This is a genomic window from Microbacterium sp. KSW4-4, assembly GCF_023091185.1.
Lineage (GTDB): Bacteria > Actinomycetota > Actinomycetes > Actinomycetales > Microbacteriaceae > Microbacterium > Microbacterium paraoxydans.
The window spans coordinates 52,949-75,909 of record NZ_JAHWXJ010000001.1; the positions used below are offsets into that span (position 1 = coordinate 52,949).

At 70.4% G+C, this 22,961-nt stretch carries 19 protein-coding genes; 15 read left to right on the forward strand and 4 right to left on the reverse strand.

Annotated features, from left to right (window positions below; translation table 11 throughout):
• Positions 1-22 precede the first annotated feature (22 nt).
• On the forward strand, positions 23-1,783 hold the full coding sequence (locus KZC57_RS00260; protein ID WP_247640799.1) for a proline--tRNA ligase: 1,761 nt from the start codon (positions 23-25) through the stop codon (positions 1,781-1,783).
• 18 nt (positions 1,784-1,801) lie between these two features.
• On the opposite strand, the gene KZC57_RS00265 is transcribed toward KZC57_RS00260, so the two are convergent.
• Entirely contained in the window at positions 1,802-2,305 is a 504-nt protein-coding gene (locus KZC57_RS00265) for a pyridoxamine 5'-phosphate oxidase family protein (protein ID WP_060922121.1), read from the reverse strand.
• A gap of 134 nt (positions 2,306-2,439) precedes the next feature.
• Here KZC57_RS00265 and KZC57_RS00270 point away from each other — a divergent pair, with 134 nt between their 5' ends.
• The 6 genes from KZC57_RS00270 to KZC57_RS16480 all read left to right on the forward strand — a co-directional run bounded on the left by KZC57_RS00270 (position 2,440) and on the right by KZC57_RS16480 (position 10,527).
• The gene (locus KZC57_RS00270; RefSeq protein WP_105949630.1) at positions 2,440-3,480 is read left to right on the forward strand and encodes a TIGR00730 family Rossman fold protein; all 1,041 of its coding nucleotides are present in this window, start codon (positions 2,440-2,442) and stop codon (positions 3,478-3,480) included.
• Between the two features lie 173 nt (positions 3,481-3,653).
• Positions 3,654-4,637 carry a transcription termination factor NusA gene (nusA, locus tag KZC57_RS00275; protein WP_025103177.1) on the forward strand — a complete coding sequence of 328 codons (984 nt, stop codon included), beginning with the start codon at positions 3,654-3,656 and terminating at the stop codon, positions 4,635-4,637.
• Positions 4,638-4,699: 62 nt separating this feature from the next.
• Positions 4,700-4,954, forward strand: a complete 255-nt coding sequence (locus tag KZC57_RS00280) for a YlxR family protein (protein ID WP_082750046.1) — start codon at positions 4,700-4,702, stop codon at positions 4,952-4,954.
• Positions 4,955-5,048: 94 nt separating this feature from the next.
• Positions 5,049-7,784, forward strand: coding sequence for a translation initiation factor IF-2 (gene infB / locus KZC57_RS00285; protein WP_083371063.1), 2,736 nt, complete (start codon positions 5,049-5,051; stop codon positions 7,782-7,784).
• Between the two features lie 105 nt (positions 7,785-7,889).
• A complete protein-coding gene (gene rbfA / locus KZC57_RS00290; RefSeq protein ID WP_060923633.1) occupies positions 7,890-8,315 on the forward strand; it encodes a 30S ribosome-binding factor RbfA in 426 nt (141 codons plus the stop codon).
• Between the two features lie 160 nt (positions 8,316-8,475).
• The gene (locus KZC57_RS16480) at positions 8,476-10,527 is read left to right on the forward strand and encodes a helix-turn-helix transcriptional regulator (protein WP_247640800.1); all 2,052 of its coding nucleotides are present in this window, start codon (positions 8,476-8,478) and stop codon (positions 10,525-10,527) included.
• 7 nt (positions 10,528-10,534) lie between these two features.
• Here KZC57_RS16480 and KZC57_RS00300 read toward each other — a convergent pair whose 3' ends face one another.
• The gene (locus KZC57_RS00300; RefSeq protein ID WP_231919605.1) at positions 10,535-11,431 is read right to left on the reverse strand and encodes an A/G-specific adenine glycosylase; all 897 of its coding nucleotides are present in this window, start codon (positions 11,429-11,431) and stop codon (positions 10,535-10,537) included.
• A 52-nt stretch (positions 11,432-11,483) separates the two neighbouring features.
• Here KZC57_RS00300 and truB point away from each other — a divergent pair, with 52 nt between their 5' ends.
• The 6 genes from truB (at position 11,484) to KZC57_RS00330 (ending at position 17,761) form a co-directional block, all read left to right on the forward strand.
• Entirely contained in the window at positions 11,484-12,377 is an 894-nt protein-coding gene (truB, locus tag KZC57_RS00305) for a tRNA pseudouridine(55) synthase TruB (protein WP_247640801.1), read from the forward strand.
• Positions 12,374-12,742: a hypothetical protein gene (locus tag KZC57_RS00310; RefSeq protein WP_217584474.1), complete on the forward strand. Its 369-nt coding sequence runs from the start codon at positions 12,374-12,376 to the stop codon at positions 12,740-12,742. The genes truB and KZC57_RS00310 overlap by 4 nt, the downstream gene beginning before the upstream one ends.
• Positions 12,743-12,797: 55 nt before the next feature.
• Entirely contained in the window at positions 12,798-13,235 is a 438-nt protein-coding gene (locus KZC57_RS00315; protein ID WP_247640802.1) for a hypothetical protein, read from the forward strand.
• Complete coding sequence (locus KZC57_RS00320) at positions 13,232-14,182, forward strand: bifunctional riboflavin kinase/FAD synthetase (RefSeq protein WP_105949634.1); 951 nt, start codon at positions 13,232-13,234, stop codon at positions 14,180-14,182. The genes KZC57_RS00315 and KZC57_RS00320 overlap by 4 nt, the downstream gene beginning before the upstream one ends.
• A gap of 201 nt (positions 14,183-14,383) precedes the next feature.
• Positions 14,384-16,528, forward strand: coding sequence for a DEAD/DEAH box helicase (locus KZC57_RS00325; protein ID WP_144880954.1), 2,145 nt, complete (start codon positions 14,384-14,386; stop codon positions 16,526-16,528).
• 204 nt (positions 16,529-16,732) lie between these two features.
• Entirely contained in the window at positions 16,733-17,761 is a 1,029-nt protein-coding gene (locus tag KZC57_RS00330) for a 6-phosphofructokinase (protein WP_025103187.1), read from the forward strand.
• A gap of 198 nt (positions 17,762-17,959) precedes the next feature.
• Here the strand turns inward: KZC57_RS00330 and KZC57_RS16485 are convergent, their stop codons facing one another.
• A complete protein-coding gene (locus KZC57_RS16485) occupies positions 17,960-18,820 on the reverse strand; it encodes a DUF559 domain-containing protein (RefSeq protein ID WP_247640803.1) in 861 nt (286 codons plus the stop codon).
• A 177-nt stretch (positions 18,821-18,997) separates the two neighbouring features.
• Positions 18,998-21,091 (reverse strand): S9 family peptidase, encoded by a 2,094-nt coding sequence (locus tag KZC57_RS00340; RefSeq protein WP_247640804.1) that lies wholly within the window; start codon positions 21,089-21,091, stop codon positions 18,998-19,000.
• 154 nt (positions 21,092-21,245) lie between these two features.
• On the opposite strand from KZC57_RS00340, the gene KZC57_RS00345 reads away from it, so the two are divergent.
• Entirely contained in the window at positions 21,246-22,610 is a 1,365-nt protein-coding gene (locus KZC57_RS00345; RefSeq protein WP_247640805.1) for an inorganic phosphate transporter, read from the forward strand.
• A complete protein-coding gene (locus KZC57_RS00350) occupies positions 22,607-22,942 on the forward strand; it encodes a hypothetical protein (protein ID WP_025103191.1) in 336 nt (111 codons plus the stop codon). The genes KZC57_RS00345 and KZC57_RS00350 overlap by 4 nt, the downstream gene beginning before the upstream one ends.
• The last annotated feature ends 19 nt before the right edge of the window (positions 22,943-22,961 follow it).

The window sequence follows — 22,961 nt, forward strand, 5'->3', positions numbered from 1 at the left end:
CACGGCTCACTACACTTGAGCCGTGGTCACTCGTCTTTCGAACTTCTTCCTCCGTACGCTCCGCGAAGATCCTGCCGGTGCCGAGGTCACCAGTCACAAGCTGCTGATCCGCGCCGGGTACATCCGACCGCAGGCGGCGGGCATCTTCGCGTGGCTGCCGCTCGGCCTGCGCGTCAAGGCGAAGATCGAGACCGTCATCCGCGAGGAGATGGCCGCCGCGGGTGCGCAGGAGGTGCACTTCCCCGCGCTGATGCCGCGGGAGGCGTACGAGGCCACCGGGCGCTGGGACGAGTACGGCGATCTGCTGTTCCGCCTCCAGGACCGCAAGGGCGGGGACTACCTGCTCGCGCCGACGCACGAGGAGGCGTTCACGCTGCTCGTGAAGGACCTGTACTCGTCGTACAAGGACCTGCCGCTGACGATCTTCCAGATCCAGGACAAGTACCGCGACGAGGCCCGGCCGCGCGCCGGGCTCCTCCGCGGTCGCGAGTTCACGATGAAGGACGCCTACTCCTTCGACGCCTCCGACGAGGGGCTGGACGCGAGCTACCAGGCGCAGCGGGACGCGTACGAGCGCATCTTCCAGCGGCTGGGCCTCGAGTACGCGATCGTGCAGGCCGACGCGGGGGCCATGGGCGGTTCGCGCAGCGAGGAGTTCCTGCACCCGACCCCCGTGGGCGAGGACACGTTCGTCCGCAGCGCCGGCGGCTACGCGGCCAACGTCGAGGCCTTCACCACGCCCGTCCCGGCTCCGGTCCCGTTCGACGCCGACGGCGCCCCCGTGATCTTCGACTCTCCGGACACGCCGACCATCGAGACGCTCGTGGCGCACTGCAACCGCGAGCTCGACGGCGAGTACACCGCGGCCGACACGCTCAAGAACGTCGTCCTCGCCCTGAAGCACCTCGACGGCACCCGCGAGCTCGTGATCGTCGGCATCCCCGGCGACCGCGAGGTGGACGAGAAGCGCGCAGAGGTGGCCTTCGCGCCGGCCGAGGTCGAGACCGCCACCGCCGAGGACTTCGAGAACAACCCGCTCCTGGTGAAGGGCTACATCGGTCCGTGGTCGCCCACGGGTGCCGTGCTCGGCGAGGAGTCCGCGACCGGCATCCGCTACCTCGTCGACCCCCGCGTGAGCGAGGGCACGAGCTGGATCACCGGCGCGAACATCGACCAGAAGCACGCGCACTCGGTCGTCGCCGGACGCGACTTCGAGGCGGACGGCATCGTGGAGATCGCGAACGTGCGTCCCGGCGACCCGGCGCCCGACGGCTCCGGTCCGGTCGAGCTCGCCCGCGGCATGGAGATCGGTCATGTCTTCCAGCTCGGACGGAAGTACGCGGAGGCGCTCGGCCTCAAGGTCCTCAACGAGAACGGCAAGCTCGTCACGGTCACCATGGGGTCGTACGGCATCGGCGTCACGCGGATCCTGGCGATCATCGCGGAGCTGAACAACGACGACAAGGGCCTGATCTGGCCGGCCTCGGTCGCGCCGTTCGACGTGCAGGTCGTCGCCGCCGGTCGCGACCAGGTCGCCTTCGACGTCGCGGAAGACCTCTCGGTTCAGCTCGAGGCCGCTGGGCTCGACGTGCTGTACGACGACCGTCCGAAGGTGTCGCCGGGGGTCAAGTTCGGCGACGCCGAGCTCGTCGGGGTCCCGAAGATCGTGATCGTCGGTCGCGGTGCCGCCGACGGCCAGGTCGAATTCTGGGACCGTCGCACGGGCGAGCGCGAGGCGGTCTCGGTCGCCGAGGCCGTGGAGCGGCTCTCCGCCACACGCTGACCCCGCGCTCCCGGTCGCTCAGCAGGTGACGCGGCCGTGGTTCATGATGTCGTCGTCCGGGGTGTCTCGGGTCACCAGCGCCTTGAGCGCCCCGGCGGCCATCGCCACCTTGCCCTTCGCCGGTTCCCAGAACTCGGCGACGACCGGGGTCACCGTGAGCAGGGCGATGCCGGGGGTGTCCAGCCCGTCCTCGAACCAGATGTCGAGGGAGGGGGAGTAGAGCTCCTCCATCTTCGCGCGATCGTGGACGATCTCGGCGGTGCCGGCGACGGACACGTAGCGCATGCCCTTGGCGTCGCAGTAGGCGAGACCGACATCGTGGTGACGGCGCGCCTCCTCGACCTTCTCCGTGTCCTCCGCCGTGAAAAACCAGATGGCACCGGCGTCGTCCATCTGCCTGGTCGACATCGGCCGGCTGACGAGGTTCCCGTCCGGGTCGGTGGTGGTGAGCATGGTGAAGTCGATGTCCTCCACGAGCTCTTTGATGCGGGCGAGGGCCTCGGGTCCGGTGATCTCTGTCATGTCGCCATCGTGGCGTCATCGCCGACCGAGGGCACGGGCGTTGACACCGTGTCCTGCCCGTGCTGCGGAGCGCGGGGGTGCGGATCCTCGGCGTTGCGTCCCGCCGGCCGGGTGCCGCGTGGGACGCTGGGGACATGACCGAGGAACCGCTGCCGGCCGCTCTGAGCGACGAGATCAACCATGTGCTGGACGAAGCGGGGGTGTCCTCGGACCGCCGGCTCGTGATGCGGATGCTCCGCACGGCGCTGCTCCTCGGTGAGGACGACACCGACCGCCTCGACCTCAAGATCGCCTCCGCCGCGCTGGCCGAGATGCGCGATGCCTTCCGCCTCTTCGCTCCGTTCCGCGGGGTGCCGAAGGTGACCGTCTTCGGCTCCGCGCGCACCCGCCACGACGACCCGCTGTACCTGCAGGCGCGGGATGTCGCCGCGGCGCTCGCGAGCGACGGCTGGATGGTCGTCACGGGCGCCGGCCCCGGGATCATGCAGGCCGCCGCCGAGGGGGCGGGGCCGGCGCTGTCGCTCGGCGTCTCCATCCGGCTCCCCTTCGAGGAGAAGGCGAACAGCCTCGTCGCGGGAAGCGATCAGGTCGTCGCGATGAAGTACTTCTTCACCCGCAAGCTCATGCTCATCAAGGAATCGAGCGGCTTCATCTGCCTGCCCGGCGGGTTCGGCACGCTCGACGAGATGTTCGAGCTGCTCACCCTGCAGCAGACCGGGAAGGCCGAGCCGACGCCGATCGTGCTGCTCGATGAGAAGGGCGGATCATTCTGGCAGGGCATGCGGCGCTTCGTCGACGAGCACCTCGCCCCGATGGGGGTGATCTCCCCGGGGGACTTCGATCGCGTCGTCATCACCGACTCGGTCGAGGAGGCCCGCGCCGAGATCACCGGGTTCTGGCGCAACTACGACTCGCTGCGGTGGGTGGGGGACACGCTCGTGCTGCGACTCAAGGCCGAGCCGACGGACGCCGAGATCGAGGAGCTCAACACCGCCTTCGCCGCACTCCTGTCGACCGGGCGGATCGAGCGCACGGCTCCCCGGTCCCCGGAGGTCGCCGACGACGACCGGCTCGACCTCCCGCGCCTCGCCTTGCACCTGGACCAGCGTCAGGTGGGCAACCTCTTCCGGCTCATCGCCGCCCTCAACGCGCTCCCGTCCGCGCCGAAGCTCTGACCCCCGCAACAGGCTCCCACGCGGGTTCAGGCTGTTCTCGCGGTGAGCGCCTGCTGTCGCGCGATGGCCTGTCTCCGCGAGGACTGGATGGCCCGGGGGTGCGGCACACGGTATCGTTGTACGGATGTCGCGCGTGCATTCGGGCGCGACGAGAGCTGAATAGGGAGGCCGTCATGGACATCGAACTGAGTCTGCTGCGAGGGATCGAGAAGGAGAAGGCGATCCCGTTCGACGAGCTCGTCTCGATCATCGAGCAGGCGATCCTGACCGCATACTCCAAGCACGTCTCGCCCGACGGTGCCACGCCCGAGGGTGTCCGCGTGCACCTCGACCGCAAGACCGGCCACGTCGCCGTCCTCCAGGTCGTCCGCGACGACGAGGGCGCGATCATCGGCGAAGAGGAGGCGACGCCGGACGACTTCGGGCGCATCGCCGCATTCGCCGCCAAGCAGGTCATCAGCCAGCGCCTCCGGGACATCGCGGACGACGCCGTCCTCGGGGAGTTCAAGGGCAAGGAGGGCGACATCGTCGCCGGCGTGATCCAGCAGGGGCCGAACCCGCGCATGATCCACGTCGACCTCGGCTCCGTCGAGGCGATCCTCCCGCCCGAGGAGCAGGTGCCCGGCGAGGAGTACACGCACGGGTCCCGGCTGCGCGTCTACGTCACCAGCGTCGCCAAGGGGCTCAAGGGTCCGCAGATCACGGTCTCGCGCACGCATCCCGGGCTCGTCCGCAAGCTGTTCGCGCTCGAGGTGCCGGAGATCGCCGCGGGGCTCGTCGAGATCGTGGCGCTCGCCCGCGAGGCGGGCCACCGGACCAAGATCGCGGTCAAGGCGAACGACCCGGCGATCAACGCGAAGGGCGCGTGCATCGGCGAGATGGGGCGCCGTGTGCGGGCCGTCACGGAGGAGCTGGCGGGGGAGAAGATCGACATCGTCGACTACGACGCCGACCTGCCCACGTTCGTGGCGCACGCACTGTCGCCCGCCAAGGTCACGAGCTCGTTCGTCCTCGACGCGAGCACCAAGGCCGTCCGTGCCCTCGTGCCGGATTACCAGCTGTCGCTCGCCATCGGCAAGGAGGGTCAGAACGCACGTCTGGCCGCCAAGCTCACCGGCGCCAAGATCGACATCCAGCCGGACAGCGTCCTCGACTGATCCCTGTCCGTCCTCGACGCCACGCCCGGTGGCGGCGAGGACGGACGGAACGCAGGTGTAAGATGGAACCCGTACGAACGTGCGTCGGTTGCCGCACGCGTGCTCCCCGCTCCACTCTGCTCAGGGTGGTTGCCCAGAACGACACCCTCGTCCCCGATGAGCGTGCTGTCCTGCCGGGGCGTGGCGCGTGGGTGCATCCGACACCCGAGTGCATGGAAGCTGCTCTGCGGCGTCGCGCTTTCGGAAGAGCACTGCGTGTGACCACTCAGCTGGATACACGGATCTTCGAACAGCACCCACCAAGAAACAAAGGCTGAACAGCTATGGAAACAAAGTGAACGGCTCGAAATGAGACCCGTCCGCGACTAGTGGTCTGCCCTGTCTGGGCAGACCGACCCAGACAGGAGAATTGTGGCTGGTAAACCACGCGTACATGAGATCGCCGCCGAACTCGGCGTCGACAGCAAGGTCGCACTTGCGAAGCTCAAGGAACTCGGCGAGTTCGTGAAGAGCCCGTCCTCGACGGTCGAGCCCCCGGTGGCGCGCAAGCTGCGTGCCGCGATCGAGGCCGACCCGTCCCTCAAGGCGGCCTCCGAGCCCGCTGCGGCGAAGCCCGCCGCGAAGCCGGCACCGAAGTCCTCGGCGCCCACCCCCGGTCCGAAGCCCGGCCCCAAGCCGGGTCCTGCCGCTCCGGCCGCACCCGCCCCGAGCCCGGCGCCCGCCCCCGCGGCGGAGAAGGCTCCGGCGCCGTCGGCGCCCGCGAAGCCGTCGGCTCCGGCTCCGGCCGCACCGTCCTCGGGTGACGGCAACGCGCCGAAGCCCGGCGCGCCCCGCCCCGGCAACAACCCGTTCTCGTCCGCTCAGGGCATGGGCCAGCGTCCCGCCGGTCCTCGTCCCGGCAACAACCCCTTCGCCTCGGCGCAGGGGATGGGCCAGCGGCCGACCCCCGGGAACATCCCGCGCCCGCAGGCGCCCCGTCCCGGCGCTCCGCGCCCGGGTGCCCCTCGTCCCGGCTCGCCGCGACCCGGTGCACCCCGCGGCGGTCAGGGTGGACGTCCCGGTGCTCCGTTCCAGCAGCGTACGGGCGGCCCCGGTCGTCCCGGCGGTGGTGGCGGTCCCGGTGCAGGTCCCCGTCCCGGCGGTGGTTTCGCCGGCCGTCCCGGTGGCGGCGGTGGCCGTGGCCGCGGTCCCGGCGGTGGTACCGCAGGCGCCTTCGGTAAGGGCGGCGGCAAGAGCAAGCAGCGCAAGTCGCGGCGGGCGAAGCGGCAAGAGTTCGAGATGCGGAGCGCCCCGGTCGTCGGTGGCGTCAACGTCACCCGCGGCAACGGGGAGATCATCCGCATGCGTCGCGGCGCGTCCATCGCGGACTTCGCCGACAAGATCGAGTCCCTGACCGGCTACACCGTGCAGCCGGGCACCCTCGTCACGATCCTCTTCAACCTCGGCGAGATGGCCACGGCCACCGAGTCGCTGGATGAGGCCACGTTCGAGGTCCTCGGTGAGGAGCTGGGCTACAAGGTCCAGATGGTCTCGCCCGAGGACGAGGACAAGGAGCTCCTCGAGGGCTTCGGTCTCGACCTCGAGAAGGAGCTGGAGGAGGAGAGCGAGGACGACCTCGAGATCCGTCCCCCGGTGGTCACCGTCATGGGTCACGTGGACCACGGTAAGACCCGCCTTCTCGACGCGATCCGTCAGACCAACGTCATCGAGGGTGAGGCCGGCGGCATCACCCAGCACATCGGTGCCTACCAGGTCTGGACCGAGCACGAGGGCATCGAGCGGGCGATCACGTTCATCGACACCCCCGGTCACGAGGCGTTCACCGCCATGCGTGCCCGTGGTGCGCAGGTCACCGACCTGGCGATCCTGGTGGTCGCGGCCGACGACGGCATCATGCCGCAGACGGTCGAGGCGCTGAACCACGCTCAGGCGGCGAACGTGCCGATCGTGGTCGCGGTGAACAAGGTCGACAAGCCTGAGGCCAACCCGGCCAAGGTGCGTCAGCAGCTCACCGAGTACGGTCTGGTGGCCGAGGAGTACGGTGGCGACGTCATGTTCGTCGACGTGTCGGCCCGGGCGAACACCGGTATCCAGGAGCTCCTGGACGCGGTGCTGCTCACGGCGGACGCCGGTCTCGACCTGACCGCCAACCCGAACAAGGCCGCTCGCGGTGTCGCCATCGAGGCGAAGCTCGACAAGGGCCGCGGTTCGGTCGCGACGGTGCTGATCCAGTCCGGAACCCTCCGGGTCGGCGATGCGATCGTGGCGGGCACCGCTTATGGCCGCGTCCGCGCGATGATCGACGAGAACGGCGAGATCGTCGAGGCGGCCGCACCGTCTCGTCCGGTCCAGGTGCAGGGTCTGAACTCCGTGCCGCGCGCCGGCGACGTCTTCATCGTGACCGAGGAAGACCGCATGGCCCGTCAGATCGCGGAGAAGCGCGAAGCCGTCGAGCGCAACGCCCAGCTGGCCAAGGCCCGCAAGCGCATCTCGCTCGAGGACTTCACCCGTGCTCTCGAAGAGGGCAAGGTCGAGTCGCTCAACCTCATCATCAAGGGTGACGTCTCCGGTGCCGTCGAGGCGCTGGAGGAGTCGCTCCTCAAGATCGAGGTCGACGACTCGGTGCAGCTGCGCATCATCCACCGCGGTGTCGGTGCGATCACCGAGTCCGACGTGAACCTGGCGACGATCGACAACGCGATCATCGTGGGCTTCAACGTCCGCCCTGACACGAAGGCGCGCGAGCGCGCCCAGCGTGAGGGTGTGGACATCCGCTTCTACTCCGTCATCTACAACGCGATCGAGGAGATCGAGAGCTCGCTCAAGGGCATGCTCAAGCCGGAGTACGAAGAGGTCCAGTCGGGTGTCGCCGAGATCCGCGAGGTGTTCCGCTCCTCGAAGTTCGGCAACATCGCGGGTGTCATCGTCCGGTCCGGGACGATCACGCGGAACGCGAAGGCCCGCGTCATCCGCGACGGCGTCGTCATCGCCGATGGTCTGGCCATCGAGTCGCTGCGCCGGTTCAAGGACGACGTCACCGAGGTGCGGACGGACTACGAGGCCGGTATCGGCCTCGGGAAGTACAACGACATCCAGGTCGGCGACGAGATCGAGACGACCGAGATGGTGGAGAAGCCGCGCGGCTGATCCGCACGACTGCGGCGGCTGCCTCCTCCTCCCGTGACGGGGGAGGGGGCAGCCGCCTCCGCGGTTCGCTGGGAGCCGCGATGCACAGAGGTGGGAGAAGGAACAATGGCTGGTGAACGACAGGCCCGACTCGCGGATCGTATCCGCGTGATCCTCGCCGAGCGCTTGGAGAAGGGGCTGCGCGACCCGCGTCTGGGCTTCGTGACCATCACCGACGTCCGCGTGAGCGGCGATCTGCAGCACGCGTCCGTGTTCTACACGGTGCTCGGCACGGAAGAGGAGCGCCTCGCCAGCGGTGCCGCGCTCACCTCTGCGACCGGCATGCTGCGCAGCGAGGTCGGACGACAGCTCAGCACTCGACTCGTCCCTACGCTCGAGTTCATCCCGGACGCGCTCCCGGAGAACGCCGACCACATCACCGCTCTGCTGCGCGAGGCGCAGGAGCGCGACGCGGAGGTGGCCAAGCTGGCCTCGTCCGCGACCCACGCCGGCGAAGCCGACCCCTACCGGTCGGACGACGACGAGGACTGATCCCGTCTGATACCCTCAGGTCCGCGGCGGGACAACCGGTGGATCTGGGGGGATCGACATTCAGGCGACGAGTACGCCCGCGGGGCTCTTCGTCGCGCCTGTCGTCGTGGAGCCGCTGCTGGATGAGCTTCGACGGCGGAATCTGTGCTGCGCGCCGCACGTGGCGGCGCAGCTGGCCGCCGCGCTGCCTGGCGATGCCGATGGCGTGCTCGCCGTCGCGGCCCGCCTCACACCGGAGCAGCGCCGCGGACTGAGTCGGATCCCGTGGCCGCTGCCGTCCACGGCGGTCCATGCCGGCATCCGCAGGCTGGCGAGCGCCGACCGGTCACTCCTGCTCACGGTGGTGCTGGCACTCGAAGAGGAGCTGGATCCGATCCTCGCGGCCGACGGACGCAGCGTGGAGGAGATCCTGGCCAGCGCCGCCGCGCCGCATCTGACGATCCACGCGGGCTCCATCCGGCTCACCGACCCGCGCGTGGCCGCGGAGGTGTACGCGGCAGCGTCGGCGGCGGAGGTCGCGCGCGTGCACACCCGGCTGGCTCACGCCGCGGTCGCACGCGGGGACCGGAGTAGCGCGGCGTGGCATCGCGCGCGGTCGTGCGCCGTGAGGGATCGTCGGTCCGCAGCGGTCCTGACGGCCCGGGCCCGTGTCGCGGCCGAAGCGGGGCGCACCGAGCGCGCGCTGCTCCTGGCCGGCGAGGCCGCCGCGCACGCGACCGGCGCCGTCAGCGAGGAGGCCCGGGTGCTCGCCGGCTGCGCGGCGCTCGCCTGCGGCCACGCCGCGGATGCCGAGGCGTGGCTGAGCGGTCTCTTCCCGGGCGCCGCGGAGCATCGACGGGCACGGGCGCTCGGCCCCTACCTCGCCGCCCGCACCCTTCGGCACGGCTTCGTTCCCGCCGTCGATCCGCGGCGGCTCGCCTCCGGCTCCGCGGTCGACGCCGCGGCGTGGGAGCGATCCGCGGGACTCGTCGCGATCCTGTGCGCGGAACGTCGCGACCGCGGGGCGGAGCGGCGCTGGCTCGCCGAGGTCCGTGGAACCTCCCACGCGAGGACGGACCGTCCGCTGCGCGATGCCGTGGCGGGGCTATGCGCACTCCTCGCCAGCGACGTCATGCCGGCGAGCGGGACCGCGGGCCTCGGGGGTCTCGGCGGCGTAGCGGCGGCGCTGCACACGGCATGCGCGGGCGACATCGACGAGGGCCTGCGGCTGCTGCGGACGGGAGGACTTCCCGGGGCGGAGCGCGATCCGCTCTTTCCCGGGTTCGAGAGCAGTCCCGTGGTGCGGGCCTACCGCGCTGTCACCGAGGTGCTGCTCCTCGTCTGGCGGGGAGACATCGGTCCGGCCAGGGGACTGCTCAGGCACGCGGCGGTCGAGCTCCCCGTCGCGATCCCGTTCGCCGGTCTCGGCGTCGTGCTGGCACGACGGCTCGACCTGGCCGTCCTCGGCGCCCTGGGACCGATCGCGCGCGCTCTCACCGACGTGCTCCCTCCTGCCGTCGAGCTGGACGTCCTGGTCGACAGAGCCGTCGAGGCGTACCTGGACGGCTCCTTCGAGGCGGCCGTCGGCGCCATGGGCCTGTGGCGGGACCGCGGTGCCCCGCAGCCGTTGTTCGCGGTGCCCGGAGTCGCCGAGGTCTTGCTCTGCTCATCGGGGAGACACCGACCGGCAACCGTGCGTCCGCCAGAGAGCGAACTCGCCGCGGCGTTGCGCCAGGCGGTCGTGGGGACCTCAGGCGGTACGTGGTGCACGGACCAGGAAGCGCTGCGAGTGGCGGCGAGCCAGCTCCGATCCCCGTTCGCCCGGGGGCGGGTCGAGGCGCTGCTCGGGGCCCGATCCGGTCTGCACGGAGACGCGGCCTCGGCACACGCGCACCTCGCGCACGCCGAGCGGCTGTTCGAGGTCGCGGGCGCGCGCGCCTGGGAGCGTGCGATGCGGCGACGTCGGGAACGGCTCGAGGAGTCGATGAGCGTGGCGGAAGGGGCCGATGGTCTGCGTGGATGCAGGAGCGCCTGGGCGCAGCGGCTGACACCGCGGGAACTGGAGGTGGCCATGCTCGCCGTCGAAGGCACGGGGAACCGCGCGATCGCGGAGCGCCTGTCGATCTCCGTCCGGACGGTCGAGGTGCACCTCGGACGCGTGTTCGCGAAGCTGGACGTCCGCAATCGCGTCGAGCTGACGGTGCTCGCGCACAGGACCGAACAGTACCTCTGAGGCGCGCTCACCGCGGCAGGGAGAGGCCCTCCCCGTCGGCTTCCGCGAGCCCGTCGGCGATGAGGGAGTCGATCGCACGATCCCGCTGACGCACGTCGGGCCAGTCCGGGAGGACGGCGGTAAGCGGGACTGCGGCGGGGGCGGCGGCGCGCAGGAGCCGGAGCACGGCGCCGCGGGCCTGGCGGTCCGAACCCTCGTACGCGGCCTGTCGTCGTCGCTCATCCCCGGTGTCGGGTCGGCCGGCCGCGAGCCACGCACACCCGTCCGCCAGCGGGCAGCGTTCGCATCGGGGCGCACGGGACGTGCAGATCGTCGCGCCGAGCTCCATAGCCGCGGCGTTCAGGACGGCGGCCTCTGCGGGGTCCGCGGGCAGCAGCGCCGCCATGAGCGCAAGGTCGCGGCGGGACGGGGACCCCGGTTGCGCTCGTCCCTCGACCGCCCTGGCCAGCACGCGCCGGGTGTTGGTGTCGACGACGGGATGACGGTCGCCGTACGCGAACACGGCCACGGCACGGGCGGTGTAGTCGCCGATCCCGGAGAGGGCGAGGAGGGCGTCGACGTCACGCGGCACGACGCCGCCGTGGCGCTCGACCACCTCGACGGCCGCACGGTGCAGCCACAGGGCACGCCGCGGATAGCCGAGGTTCGCCCACTGCTGGACGACGTCCGCAGTGGACGCGGCCGCCATCGCCAGGGGTGTCGGCCAGCGCGCTAACCACGCGTCGAGGTGCGGGATCACGCGGGTCACGGGCGTCTGCTGCAGCATGAACTCGCTCACCAGGACGCCCCAGGCGCCGAAGGCGGCATGGAAGTCCGGACGGCGCCAGGGAAGGTCGCGCGCCGCGGAGGCGTACCAACCGAGCAGGGGCGTCATCGTCGCGGGGGACGGTGCGGGCGCGGCCATCCCTCCAGCCTAGGCGAGCGGGCACCGCTCCCTGCCTCGGTAGGCTGGAGGGATGGCGACCCCCGGCATCCTCCTCGTCGACAAGCCCGGCGGGCTGACCAGTCACGACGTCGTCGCCCGCACTCGTCGGGCCTTCGGCACCCGCAAGGTCGGTCACGCCGGTACCCTCGACCCGATGGCCACCGGACTGCTCGTCATCGGCATCGAGGGCGCGACCCGCCTCCTCACCTACATCGTGGGCGCGGACAAGACCTACGAGGCGACCATCCGGCTCGGTGCCGTCACCTCGACGGATGACGCGGAGGGCGAGACCCTCCACCGCGCGGATGAGAGCGCCCTCGCGGCGATCGCGGATGCGGCTATCGATGCCGGAGTGGCCGCTCTGACGGGCGCGATCTCCCAGGTCCCGAGCGCGGTCTCGGCGATCAAGGTCGACGGCCGCCGCGCCTACGACCGCGTCCGTGCGGGGGAGGAGGTGGTCCTCCAGCCGCGAGACGTCGTCGTGTCCCGGTTCGACGTCATCGCGCGACGTCGCGACGATCACGCGATCGACCTCGATGTCGTCGTGGACTGCTCGTCCGGAACCTACATCCGCTCGCTGGCCCGCGACCTGGGCGCCGCCCTCGGCGTCGGCGGCCACCTGACCGCCCTCCGCCGCACCCGCGTCGGCCCGTTCGACGTGCGCGACGCCGTGACGATCGACGCCCTCGAGGGCGCTCCCGTGCTCACCCCCGGGGAGGCCGCCGGCCGCGTCCTCCCCGTCCTCCGCGTCTCGGCGGAGGAGGCACGCGATCTGCGGCACGGCAAGCGAGTGGCGGGCGCCGCTGCGCGGCTGGACGGCCCGCTCGCGGCCGCCATCGAAGACGACGGCGGCCTGGTGGGGATCGTCGAGAAGCGCGGTGCCGATGTGAAGAGCGCCATGAACATGCCGGAGGCCTCCCGATGATCCTGTGGTTCACGATCGTGCAGATCGTCATCGCCATCGCCGCCGGGCTCTTCTGCCTCGGCGCGGGGTTCGCCGGCCGTCGCCCCAGCGACTTCTCCGTCGGCGCGCTGGCTCTCGTCGAGGTGCTGCTGATCGTGCAGATCGTCGTCGCCATCGTCGCGCCGCTCGCGGGGAACCCGCCCACCGGCGACCTGCTGGAGCTCTGGGTGTACCTCGTCTCGGCGGCCCTGCTTCCGATCGGCGCCGTGCTCTGGGCGCTGATGGAACGCAGCCGGTGGAGCACCGTCGTGCTCGGTGTGGCCGCCCTCGCGATCGCGATCATGCTGTGGCGCATGCAGGTGATCTGGACAGTCCAGGTCGTCTGAGCGCCAGCCGGCGCGGACGCCGGGCGGCTCGCCCGGCTCTAGGATGGAATGCGCTATGAGCTCCACCGCCCCCTCCACTCGGATGACCGGCATCGGTCGTGTCCTGGTGATCGTCTACGCCGTGATGGCGCTGGCGGCCACCGGGCGCAGCTTCGTGCAGATCGTCCGTCGCTTCGACGAGGCCCCGGTGGCCTACAGCCTCTCGGCGCTCGCCGCGGTCGTGTACGTCCTGGCGACGCTCGCGCTCGTCTTCGCGCGTCGTCGCGGCTGGTACACCGTCGCGTGGGTGGCGATCGTCTTCGAGCTCACCGGTGTGCTGGTCGTCGGCGTGCTCAGCCTCGTCCTGCCCGACCTGTTCCAGCACGAGACCGTGTGGTCGCTGTTCGGCCGCGGCTACCTCTTCATCCCCCTGGTCCTCCCGATCTTCGGCATCTGGTGGCTGCGCACGCACCGGCCCGTCGACGCCGCGCGACCGGTCGAGGTCGCCGCGTGATCGTGTTCCGGAGTCCGGACGAGGTGCCGGAGAACTACGGTCCCAGCACCGTCGCCATCGGGAAGTTCGACGGCGTGCACGAGGGGCACCGCGCCGTCATCCGTCGCCTGGAAGAGGCCGCCGCGGCGTCGGGGAGCCGGGCCGTCGCGGTGACGTTCGACCGTAACCCTCTCGCTGTGATCCGCCCCGACCGGTGCCCCGAGAACGTCGTGACCGTCGACCGCAAGCTGGAGCTCCTGGGCGAGCTCGGGCTCGACGCGACGCTCGTGCTGACCTTCGACGAGACGCTCGCGGCCGTCGGTGCGGAGGACTTCGTCGCCGATATCCTCGTCGGCGCGCTGCACGTGTCCACCATCCTCGTGGGCGCCGACTTCCGCTTCGGGCACCGAGGCGCGGGCACCCCCGACCTGTTGCGGGAGCTCGGCCCCCGGTACGGCTTCACCGTCGAGGTCGTCGACGACGTCTACCTCCCGGGGTCCAGCCGTCGCGTCTCGTCGAGCTGGATCCGCGAGCTCCTGATGGCCGGTGACGTCGCGGAGGCGACTCGCGCTCTCGGCCGATATCCCGACGTGCGCGGCGTGGTGGTCCACGGCCTGAAGCGCGGACGAGAGCTCGGCTTCCCGACCGCGAACCTCTCCACGATCGTCGATGCGTTCGTGCCGGCGGACGGCGTCTACGCGGGGTGGCTCGTCGACCACGACACGGGCATCCGGCACCCGTCGGCGATCTCGGTGGGCACGAACCCCACCTTCGATGACGTGCTCGTGCGGCAGGTCGAGGCGCACGTGCTGGGGGAGACCGGACTCGATCTCTACGGTCACGACGTGACGGTCGAGTTCGTCGAGCGGCTGCGCGGCATGGTCGCCTTCGAGGGCATCGAGAAGCTGATGACGCAGATGGCCGCCGACGTCACGCAGGCCGCGACCATTCTGGACGTGTCCGCGTAACACGACGGCGCCGTGTTTCCGCGGCCGGTGCTCGCGATGACATAGAATGGGATCAGGCTCCCGCCGGTCCCGCACTCATCGCGTGCTCCGGAGGGAACACCGATCCACAGTCCGCACGGTCCTGGCTCACGCCACACGCGGACGACGAGAACGGCTCGCGGCTCCCCGGAGGCGCCGGAGCCCTTCAGGCTCAGGAGGAGCATGCCGACCACGGCAACCGCCGCCCCGCGGCGTAAGAAGACGTCCCGTCGCGACGACGAGGCACCGCTCATCCCGATCCTCGCGCGCAAGGTGCGCGAGATCGAGGCGAAGTCCCAGCGCGGCAAGCTGGGCCCCACGAACCGCACGAAGTTCCAGGTGATCGCCTTCCTGGTGCGCGAGGAGCGCGCCCGCGTGAAGGCCGATTCCGAGATCACCGACGCGGCCCGCGCCGAGCTGCTCAAGCGCCTCGACGGCGTCGCGACGATCCTCGCGAAGACGGCCGCACGGGACACGTCGCTCATCCAGCTGCTCGAAGCAGACCAGGCCACGTCGCCCGTCGCGAAGCGGATGCGTCGCGACTGGCTGCTCGAGTCCGGCGCGGAGCTCCCGCCGGAGGAGCTCATCATCGCCGACCCGGCGCCCGTGCAGACGCCCGTGGTGCCCGCGGCCATCGCGGAGCGTCAGGTCACCCCGCCCTCGGTGGAGGCCCGTCAGCTCGCCAACCCGTTCCTCGCGCCCGACCTGACCCCGCGACCGGCCAGCACGCCCCGCCGCCGCCTCGACGGCTGGGAGCTCATGGGGCCGCTGTACAAGGCCTTCGAGACCGGCGCGGGCGGTGCCGCGGCCTCGATGGAGCTTCCGCCGGCCCCGGAGTTCGACCACATCTCGCCCAAGGGCCGCGAGATCATGGTGCACCAGTCCCGTTTCCTCGAGGCTGTGCGCGCCGGGCACCGCAGCTTCCTGCTCGCCGACGAGCCGGGCCTCGGCAAGACGGCGCAGTCGGTGCTCGCGGCCTCGGTCGCCGGCGCCTATCCGCTGCTCGTCGTGGTGCCCAACGTCGTGAAGATGAACTGGGCGCGCGAGGTCGAGCGGTGGACGCCGCAGCGTCGTGCCACGGTCATCCAGGGCGACGGTGACGACATCGACGCCTTCGCCGACGTGTTCATCGTGAACTACGAGATCCTCGACCGTCACATGTCCTGGCTCGCGTCGATCGGCCTGCGCGGCATGGTCGTCGACGAGGCGCACTTCATCAAGAACCTCTCGTCGCAGCGTTCGCAGAACGTGCTGTCGCTCGCGGCACAGGTGCGCGAGCGCACCCCGGGGCACGATCCGCTCATGCTCGCCCTCACGGGTACCCCGCTCATCAACGACGTCGAGGACTTCGACGCCATCTGGCGTTTCCTCGGCTGGACGAACGGGGAGAAGCCCGGACCGGAGCTCATGGAGAAGCTCGACGCGACGGGGCTCACGCCGGCGGACAAGGCCTTCTACCCGGAGGCCCGCGACGCGGTGATCTCGATGGGCATCGTGCGGCGCAAGAAGAAGGATGTCGCCGCCGACCTGCCCGACAAGCTGGTCGCCGATCTGCCGGTGCAGCTCGACGACGAGTTCGGTCGCAGCATCCGCCAGGCCGAGCGCGAACTGGGAGAGCGTCTGGCCGCCCGCTACCGCCGCATCATCGAGGCACGCGGCGACCGCGGTCTCGCGCCCGGAGAGATCGACGACGACATCGTCCGGCTCGTGGCGCAGAACGAGCTCGAGGAGTCGAAGGCCGCCGGTACCGGGGGAGACAACGTCTTCACCATGGTGCGCCGCATCGGTCAGGCGAAGGCCCTCCTCGCGGCCGACTACGCCGCACAGCTGCAGCGGTCGGTCGGCAAGGTCGTGTTCTTCGCGAAGCACATCGACGTCATGGACCAGGCGGAGGCGCACTTCGCCTCGGCCGGCATCCGCGCGGTATCCATCCGCGGTGACCAGACGAACACGGCGCGGCAGCAGGCCATCGACGACTTCAACGGCGACCCCGAGGTCGGCATCGCGGTGTGCTCGCTCACGGCGGCCGGCGTCGGGCTCAACCTGCAGGCGGCGTCGAACGTCGTCCTCGCGGAGCTGTCGTGGACGGCGGCCGAGCAGACGCAGGCCATCGACCGCGTGCACCGCATCGGGCAGGACGAGCCGGTCACGGCGTGGCGGATCATCGCCGCCCACACGATCGACACGAAGATCGCGGAGCTCATCGACCAGAAGCAGGGCCTCGCGGCCCGCGCTCTGGACGGCGAGGCGACGGAGGAGACGGGGAGCGAGTCGGTGCAGCTGGCGGCGCTCACGCATCTTCTGCGCGAGGCTCTGGGCGGGCGCTGAGACGCCGTCAAGAACACGGGTTCTTAACGGCGATTCCGAGGCCTTATCCTGCCGGAACGCGAAGTTCGGCGTGATCGCTCGCCGCAGCCGTCAAGATCCCCGATTTTCGACGCGCTCGAATGGCCACGTGAGGGGGCGGCGCGCTAGTGTCGATCGCAGGCACTGTCGCCGCACCCCCATCCCTCGACCTCCGAAGGCAGCAGCATGAAGATCGGCATCCTGACGAGCGGCGGCGACTGCCCCGGACTCAACGCGGTCATCCGCGGCATCGTGCTCAAGGGCACCACCACCTACGACCTCGAGTTCGTCGGCATCCGCGACGGATGGCGCGGCGTCGTCGAGGGGGACTTCATGCCCCTGACGCGGCATGAGGTGAAGGGCCTGTCCAAGGTAGGCGGCACCATCCTCGGCACCAGCCGCACCAACCCCTACGAGGGGGAGCGCGGAGGCGCCGACAACATCGCGAAGACTCTCTACGGGCACAAGATCGACGGCATCGTCGCGATCGGCGGCGAAGGCACCCTCGCCGCGGCGGACCGCCTCGCGAAGGACGGCATCAAGGTGCTCGGCGTTCCGAAGACGATCGACAACGACCTCCGTGCCACGGACTATTCGTTCGGCTTCGATACGGCCGTGAACATCGCCACGGACGCCATGGACCGGCTCCGCACCACGGGAGACTCCCACCAGCGCTGCATGGTCGCCGAGGTCATGGGCCGTCACGTCGGCTGGATCGCGCTCCACGCCGGAATGGCCGCGGGCGCGCACGTCATCTGCATCCCCGAGGTGCCGATGTCGCTGGACGAGATCACCGCTCTGGTCACGAGCGCCCACGATCGCGGTCGCGCGCCGCTCGTCGTCGTCTCCGAGGGCTTCAAGCTCGCCGGTATGGACGAGGCCTACAGCGACAAGGGTCTGGATGCGTTCAACCGCCCGCGGCTCGGCGGCATCGGCGACCTGCTCGCCCCCGAGATCGAGCGGATCACGGGCATCGAGACGCGTGCCACGATCCTCGGGCACATCCAGCGCGGCGGCTCGCCGTCGGCGTTCGATCGCGTCCTCGCGACCCGGCTGGGCCTGCACGCCGCGGACGCGATCGTCGACGGCGCCTGGGGGCAGATGGTCGCGATGCAGGGCACCGACATCGTCCGCGTCCCGTTCGCCGATGCTCTCGGTGAGCTGAACACCGTGCCCCGCTACCGCTACGACGAGGCCGCCGCCCTCTTCGGCTGACCTCCGCCCGGCTTCAGGCTCTCGCGCCGCTTCAGGCATCTTGCTGTCTTTCTTGCCTGTTCTCGCGCGAGTGCCTGTGCCCGTCCGCTCGCCTGTTCTCACTGCCTCGCGCGGTGTCAGGCCCTCGCGAGGGTTCAGGCATCGTGCTGTCTTCCATTCCTGTTCTCGCGCGAGGGCCTGGGCTTGCGCTCGGGTCTGCTACCGACCCGTCGCCCGATGGCTTGCGCGATGGAGCCCCTGCGCGAGCGCGGCCAGGACGGTGTCCTCGACATGACTGTCGTCGACCATGACCTGGTGGTAATCGAAGCGCAAGACGGTGTAGCCGCGGAGCACGAGCCTCGCGTCCGCTGCGAGGTCTCGCCGCCGATCGCCCGCGGCGCTGTGGTGGCGGAAGCCGTCGATCTGGACGGCGAGCCGTTCGCCGATGACACCGTCGAGCGGATGGCCGTCCACCCACACCTGCTGTCGCACGTCGATGCCGATCGCGCGCATCCGTTCGACGAAGACCGTCTCGGGACCGGAGTCCGACCGGCCGCGGACGGTTCGAGCGAGGCGGTCAGCGGCGAGGCACCGCCACCGCACCCGCGCGAGCGTATCCAGCTCCACCGCTCCGTGGCGGATGGCGGACTCCCAGATCGCGCGGGCCTCGACCGGCGGCCGACATCGCGCGACCTGGAAGAGGACATCCAGGACGGGGTCGACCGCCGCTCGCGGATGCACGGGCACAGGCCCCTGCGCACAGTGCACCTCCACGCCGGCGCGATCGAACCGAGAGGCAGTGCGGGGGAGGGCGACATGCACGTTCGTGGGCCCGACATCCCACCATCCGGCGAGAGCCGCAGCGCTCACACAGGTGACTCTCCCGCCGACCGAAGCAGCCGCCCGGCGCCGCGCATCGACATCGGGGACGAGGAGCCACGACCGGCGCACGCGCTCGAGCGTGCCTTCCTGCACCGCGCGACGCATCTGGTGCTCGGTGAAACCCCCCTCACGTACCCGCGACGAATGCGCCGATCCGCCCTGCTCTCGAATCCAGCCCTCGACCCTCGTGCGTCCCACCCCTCCACCCTGAGCGCTCGCGCCGCACTCTCCATCGCCTCACCCGGGATGGGGAATCAGCTCGCGAGATCCTCGCCCTGTGCAGGATCAGTCGTCGCATGTGGTCCCACAGGCTTCCGCGCGAGACCAGGCAGCGAGAGTCACTCGCGCCTGATACCGCGCGAGGGCCTGATGCCGTCAGGCGAGGTGGAGGGTGTCCAGGAGCCAGGCGAGCTCGAACGCCCGCTCGCGCCAGGAGTTGTACCGTCCGCTCACGCCGCCGTGCCCGGCGACCATCTCGCACTTGAGCAGCACGTCCTCCGCGCCGGCCTCCCGCAGCCGGGCGACCCACTTGGCGGGCTCCACGTAGAGCACGCGGGTGTCGTTCAGCGAGGTCACCGCGAGGATCCGCGGGTACTCCACGCCGTCGCGCACGTTCTCGTACGGCGTGTACGACTTCATGTACGCGTACACCTCCGGGTCGTGCAGCGGGTCGCCCCACTCGTCCCACTCGATCACCGTGAGGGGGAGCGAGGGGTCGAGGATCGTGGTCAACGCGTCGACGAACGGCACACCCGCGAGGATCCCGGCGAACAGCTCCGGGGCGAGGTTGGCGACCGCGCCCATCAGCAGACCACCCGCGCTGCCGCCCTCCGCGACGAGCTGGGCCGGGGTCGTGGTGCCCTCGTCGACGAGGTGCCGGGCGCAGGCGACGAAGTCCGTGAAGGTGTTCCGCTTGTGCAGGAGCTTGCCCTCCTCGTACCACTGCCGGCCCATCTCGCCGCCGCCGCGCACGTGCGCCACGGCGAAGACGACCCCGCGGTCCAGCTCCGAGAGCCGGGCGACGGAGAAGCCGGGGTCGATCGAGTGCTCGTACGAGCCGTAGCCGTAGAGGTGGACGGGACGTGCGGTCGCACCGGGCTCTCCGAAGGAGCGCTTCCAGACGAGGGAGATCGGCACGCGCGTGCCGTCCTCCGCGGTGGCCCATTCCCGCCGCTGCCCGTAGTCGGCGGGGTCGTAGTCGCCGAGCACCGTCACCTGCTTGCGGAGGACGAGCTCCCGCGTCGCGAGGTCGAGCTCGTAGACCGTGCCTGGGGTGACGAACGACGTGTAGCCCAGACGCAGGAAGGGGGAGTGCCACTCGGGGTTGCCGCTGACGCCCGCCGAGTAGAGGGGCTCGTCGAACCGCAGCTCCTCCACGGCGTCCGTCGCGTAGTCGAGGAGCCCGACCCGTTCGAGGCCCTCGCTGCGGTACTCGACCGTAGCGAAGTCGCGGAACGCGTCCACGCCGAGCAGTCGTCGTCCCGGCTGATGCGCGACGACGACGCGGCGCTCGCCCTGCGGGTCGTCCGCCGCCACGGAGACGAGCTCGAAGTCGAGGGCGTCGTCGTTGTGCAGGATGAGCAGGCGGTCCTCGCCGTCCACGACCGCGTGCTCGAGCGAGTACTCCACGCCCTCCCGCCGCGGCCACACCGTGCGCGGCTTCGCGGTGATGTCGCCCGCGAGGTCGACGAGGTACTCCTCGCTCGTGATGCTGGACCCCACGCCGATCACGAGGTAGCGACGGCTGCGCGTGATCCCGGCGCCGAGCCAGAACTTCTCGTCGGGCTCGTGGAAGAGCATGATGTCGTCCGACACCGGGGTCCCGAGCCGGTGCAGCCACAGAGTGTCCGGACGCCAGGCGTCGTCGCGGGTCGTGTAGAGGATCCCGGTGCCGTCCGGGGTGAAGAACGCGCCCCCGGTGTTCGGGATCTCGTCGTCGAGGGTGACGCCCCTCTCCAGGTCGCGCACACGTACGGTGTAGAGCTCGTCGCCCTCGAAATCGGTCGACCACAGCAGCTTCGTCGCATCGTCGGAGGTGTCCAACGCGCCGAGCGAGAAGAACTCGTGCCCCTCCGCCTCGGCGTTGCCGTCCAGCAGGACGACCTCGCCGGGCACCGGCACCCCCGGCTCGAGCCGCGGGGGCGTCCAGTCGCCTTCGAGAGCGGCGGCGCGGCAGTGTATGCCGTACTGCGCGCCTTCCTCGGTGCGGCTGTAGTACCACCAGTCTCCGCGTCGCGTCGGCACGGAGAGGTCGGTCTCCTGGACCCGGCCCTTGATCTCCTGGAACAGCGTCTCCCGCAGATCGGCCAGGTGTGCGGTCTCGGCTTCGGTGTGCGCGTTCTCCGCCTCCAGGTGCGCGATGACCTCGGGGGAGTCCTTGGCTCGCAGCCACTCGTACGGGTCGTCGACCGTGTCGCCGTGGTGCGTGCGGAGGGTGGAACGGCGGGCGGCGATCGGGGCATCAGTCACCGTCCCACGCTATCCCAGGTCGAGTTGACCGGCAGGGGGGACGGTGGCAGGATTTACCGGGGCCGGTAAACGGAAGTCAAACCCACGGTGAACTCTTCGTTCGTCACGTCGATCCCGTCGACATCTCCCTCTTCCTCAAGACCGAAAGCGAACGGTGGAAACCGCAGCCCTCATCGTCGTGCTCGTCATCGCGCTGGCACTCTTCTTCGATTTCACGAACGGGTTTCACGACACCGCGAACGCGATGGCGACGCCCATCGCGACCGGAGCGCTCAAGCCCAAGACCGCGGTGCTCCTGGCCGCCCTGCTGAACCTCGTCGGCGCCTTCCTGTCGACGGAGGTGTCCAAGACCATCTCCGGCGGCATCATCCAGGAGGATGCCATCATCGCCGCAGGGGCGGAGTTGTTCCTCTCGCTGATCTTCGCCGGACTCATCGGCGCGATCACCTGGAACATGCTGACCTGGCTGCTCGGCCTCCCGTCCAGCTCCTCCCACGCCCTCTTCGGTGGTCTGATCGGTGCGACGCTCGTGGGCGCCGGCCTCGGCGGCATCGATTTCGGCGCCGTTCTGTCGAAGATCGTCCTCCCCGCTCTCATCGCCCCGATCACCGCCGGGATCATCGCGTACGTCGCGACGAAGATCGCCTACTCGATCACCCGGCGCTACGACGGCAAGCCCGACGGGCGCGACGGCTTCCGCTGGGGTCAGATCTTCACTTCGTCCCTCGTCGCGCTCGCCCACGGCACCAACGACGCACAGAAGACGATGGGCGTCATCACCCTCGCGATGATCACGATCGGCTGGCAGTCCGGTGCGCACCACGAGCCCGAGCTCTGGGTCATCGTCGCCTGTGCGTTCACGATCGCCCTCGGCACGTATCTCGGCGGCTGGCGCATCATCCGTACGCTGGGCAAGGGCCTGACCGACGTGAAGCCGGCTCAGGGCTTCGCGGCCGAGAGCTCCACGGCGGCCACGATCCTCGCCTCCAGCGCCCTCGGCTTCGCCCTCTCCACCACGCAGGTGGCCTCGGGATCGGTCATCGGATCGGGTCTCGGTCGCCGCGGCTCGACGGTCCGCTGGCGGACGGCCGGTCGCATCGGCGTCGGCTGGCTGCTGACCCTGCCCGCGGCCGGAGGGGTCGGCGCCCTGGCGGCGCTGCTCGTCGTCTGGCTCGGTCCCTGGGGTGTGGCCATCGATGCCGTGCTCGCCGTGGTGATCATCCTCGGGCTGTACATGCGTTCCCGGCGCAACGCCGTCACGCCGGCCAACGCCATGAGCGACGTCGCCGAGTCCCACCTCGCGGTCGAGGTCCCGGATACACCGCCGCCCACGCGTCGCCAGCAGCGCATCGCCCAGGCGAAGGCGGAGGCGAAGGCCCGCGCCGAGGCCAAGGAGAAGGCGAAGGCCGAGGCCAGGGACAAGGCGAAGAAGAAGGCCAAGGCCAAGGCCGACGCGAAGGCCGCGAAGACCGGCAGCGTCTCCTCGTCCGACGCGTCTCAGAACGGGGACTCGGCATGAACGTCACGATCGACTGGATCGCTTTCCTGCAGGTGTTCGCTGCCGCGCTCATCGGCGCCGCTGCCATCGTCACCTTCTACGCCCTGGGTCTGCGTCTGCTCGTGCGCAGCGGACGGGCGCCCGTGGTCAGCCCCGCGGAGTTCACCGATGCCATCACGGTGATCTCCGAGAAGGAGCTCAAGCGGGCCGCGAAGCAGGCGGCGAAGGCAGCGAGGAAGAGCCCGCTCACCGAAGGGCAGAAGACCCTCGCCCTCGTGGGCGCCTACGGCTGCTTCGTGCTCTGCGGGGCCGCGGTCATCGCCGGCATCCTGCTCATCGTCGTCGGCCACTGAGCGTCCGGCGCGCCAAGGG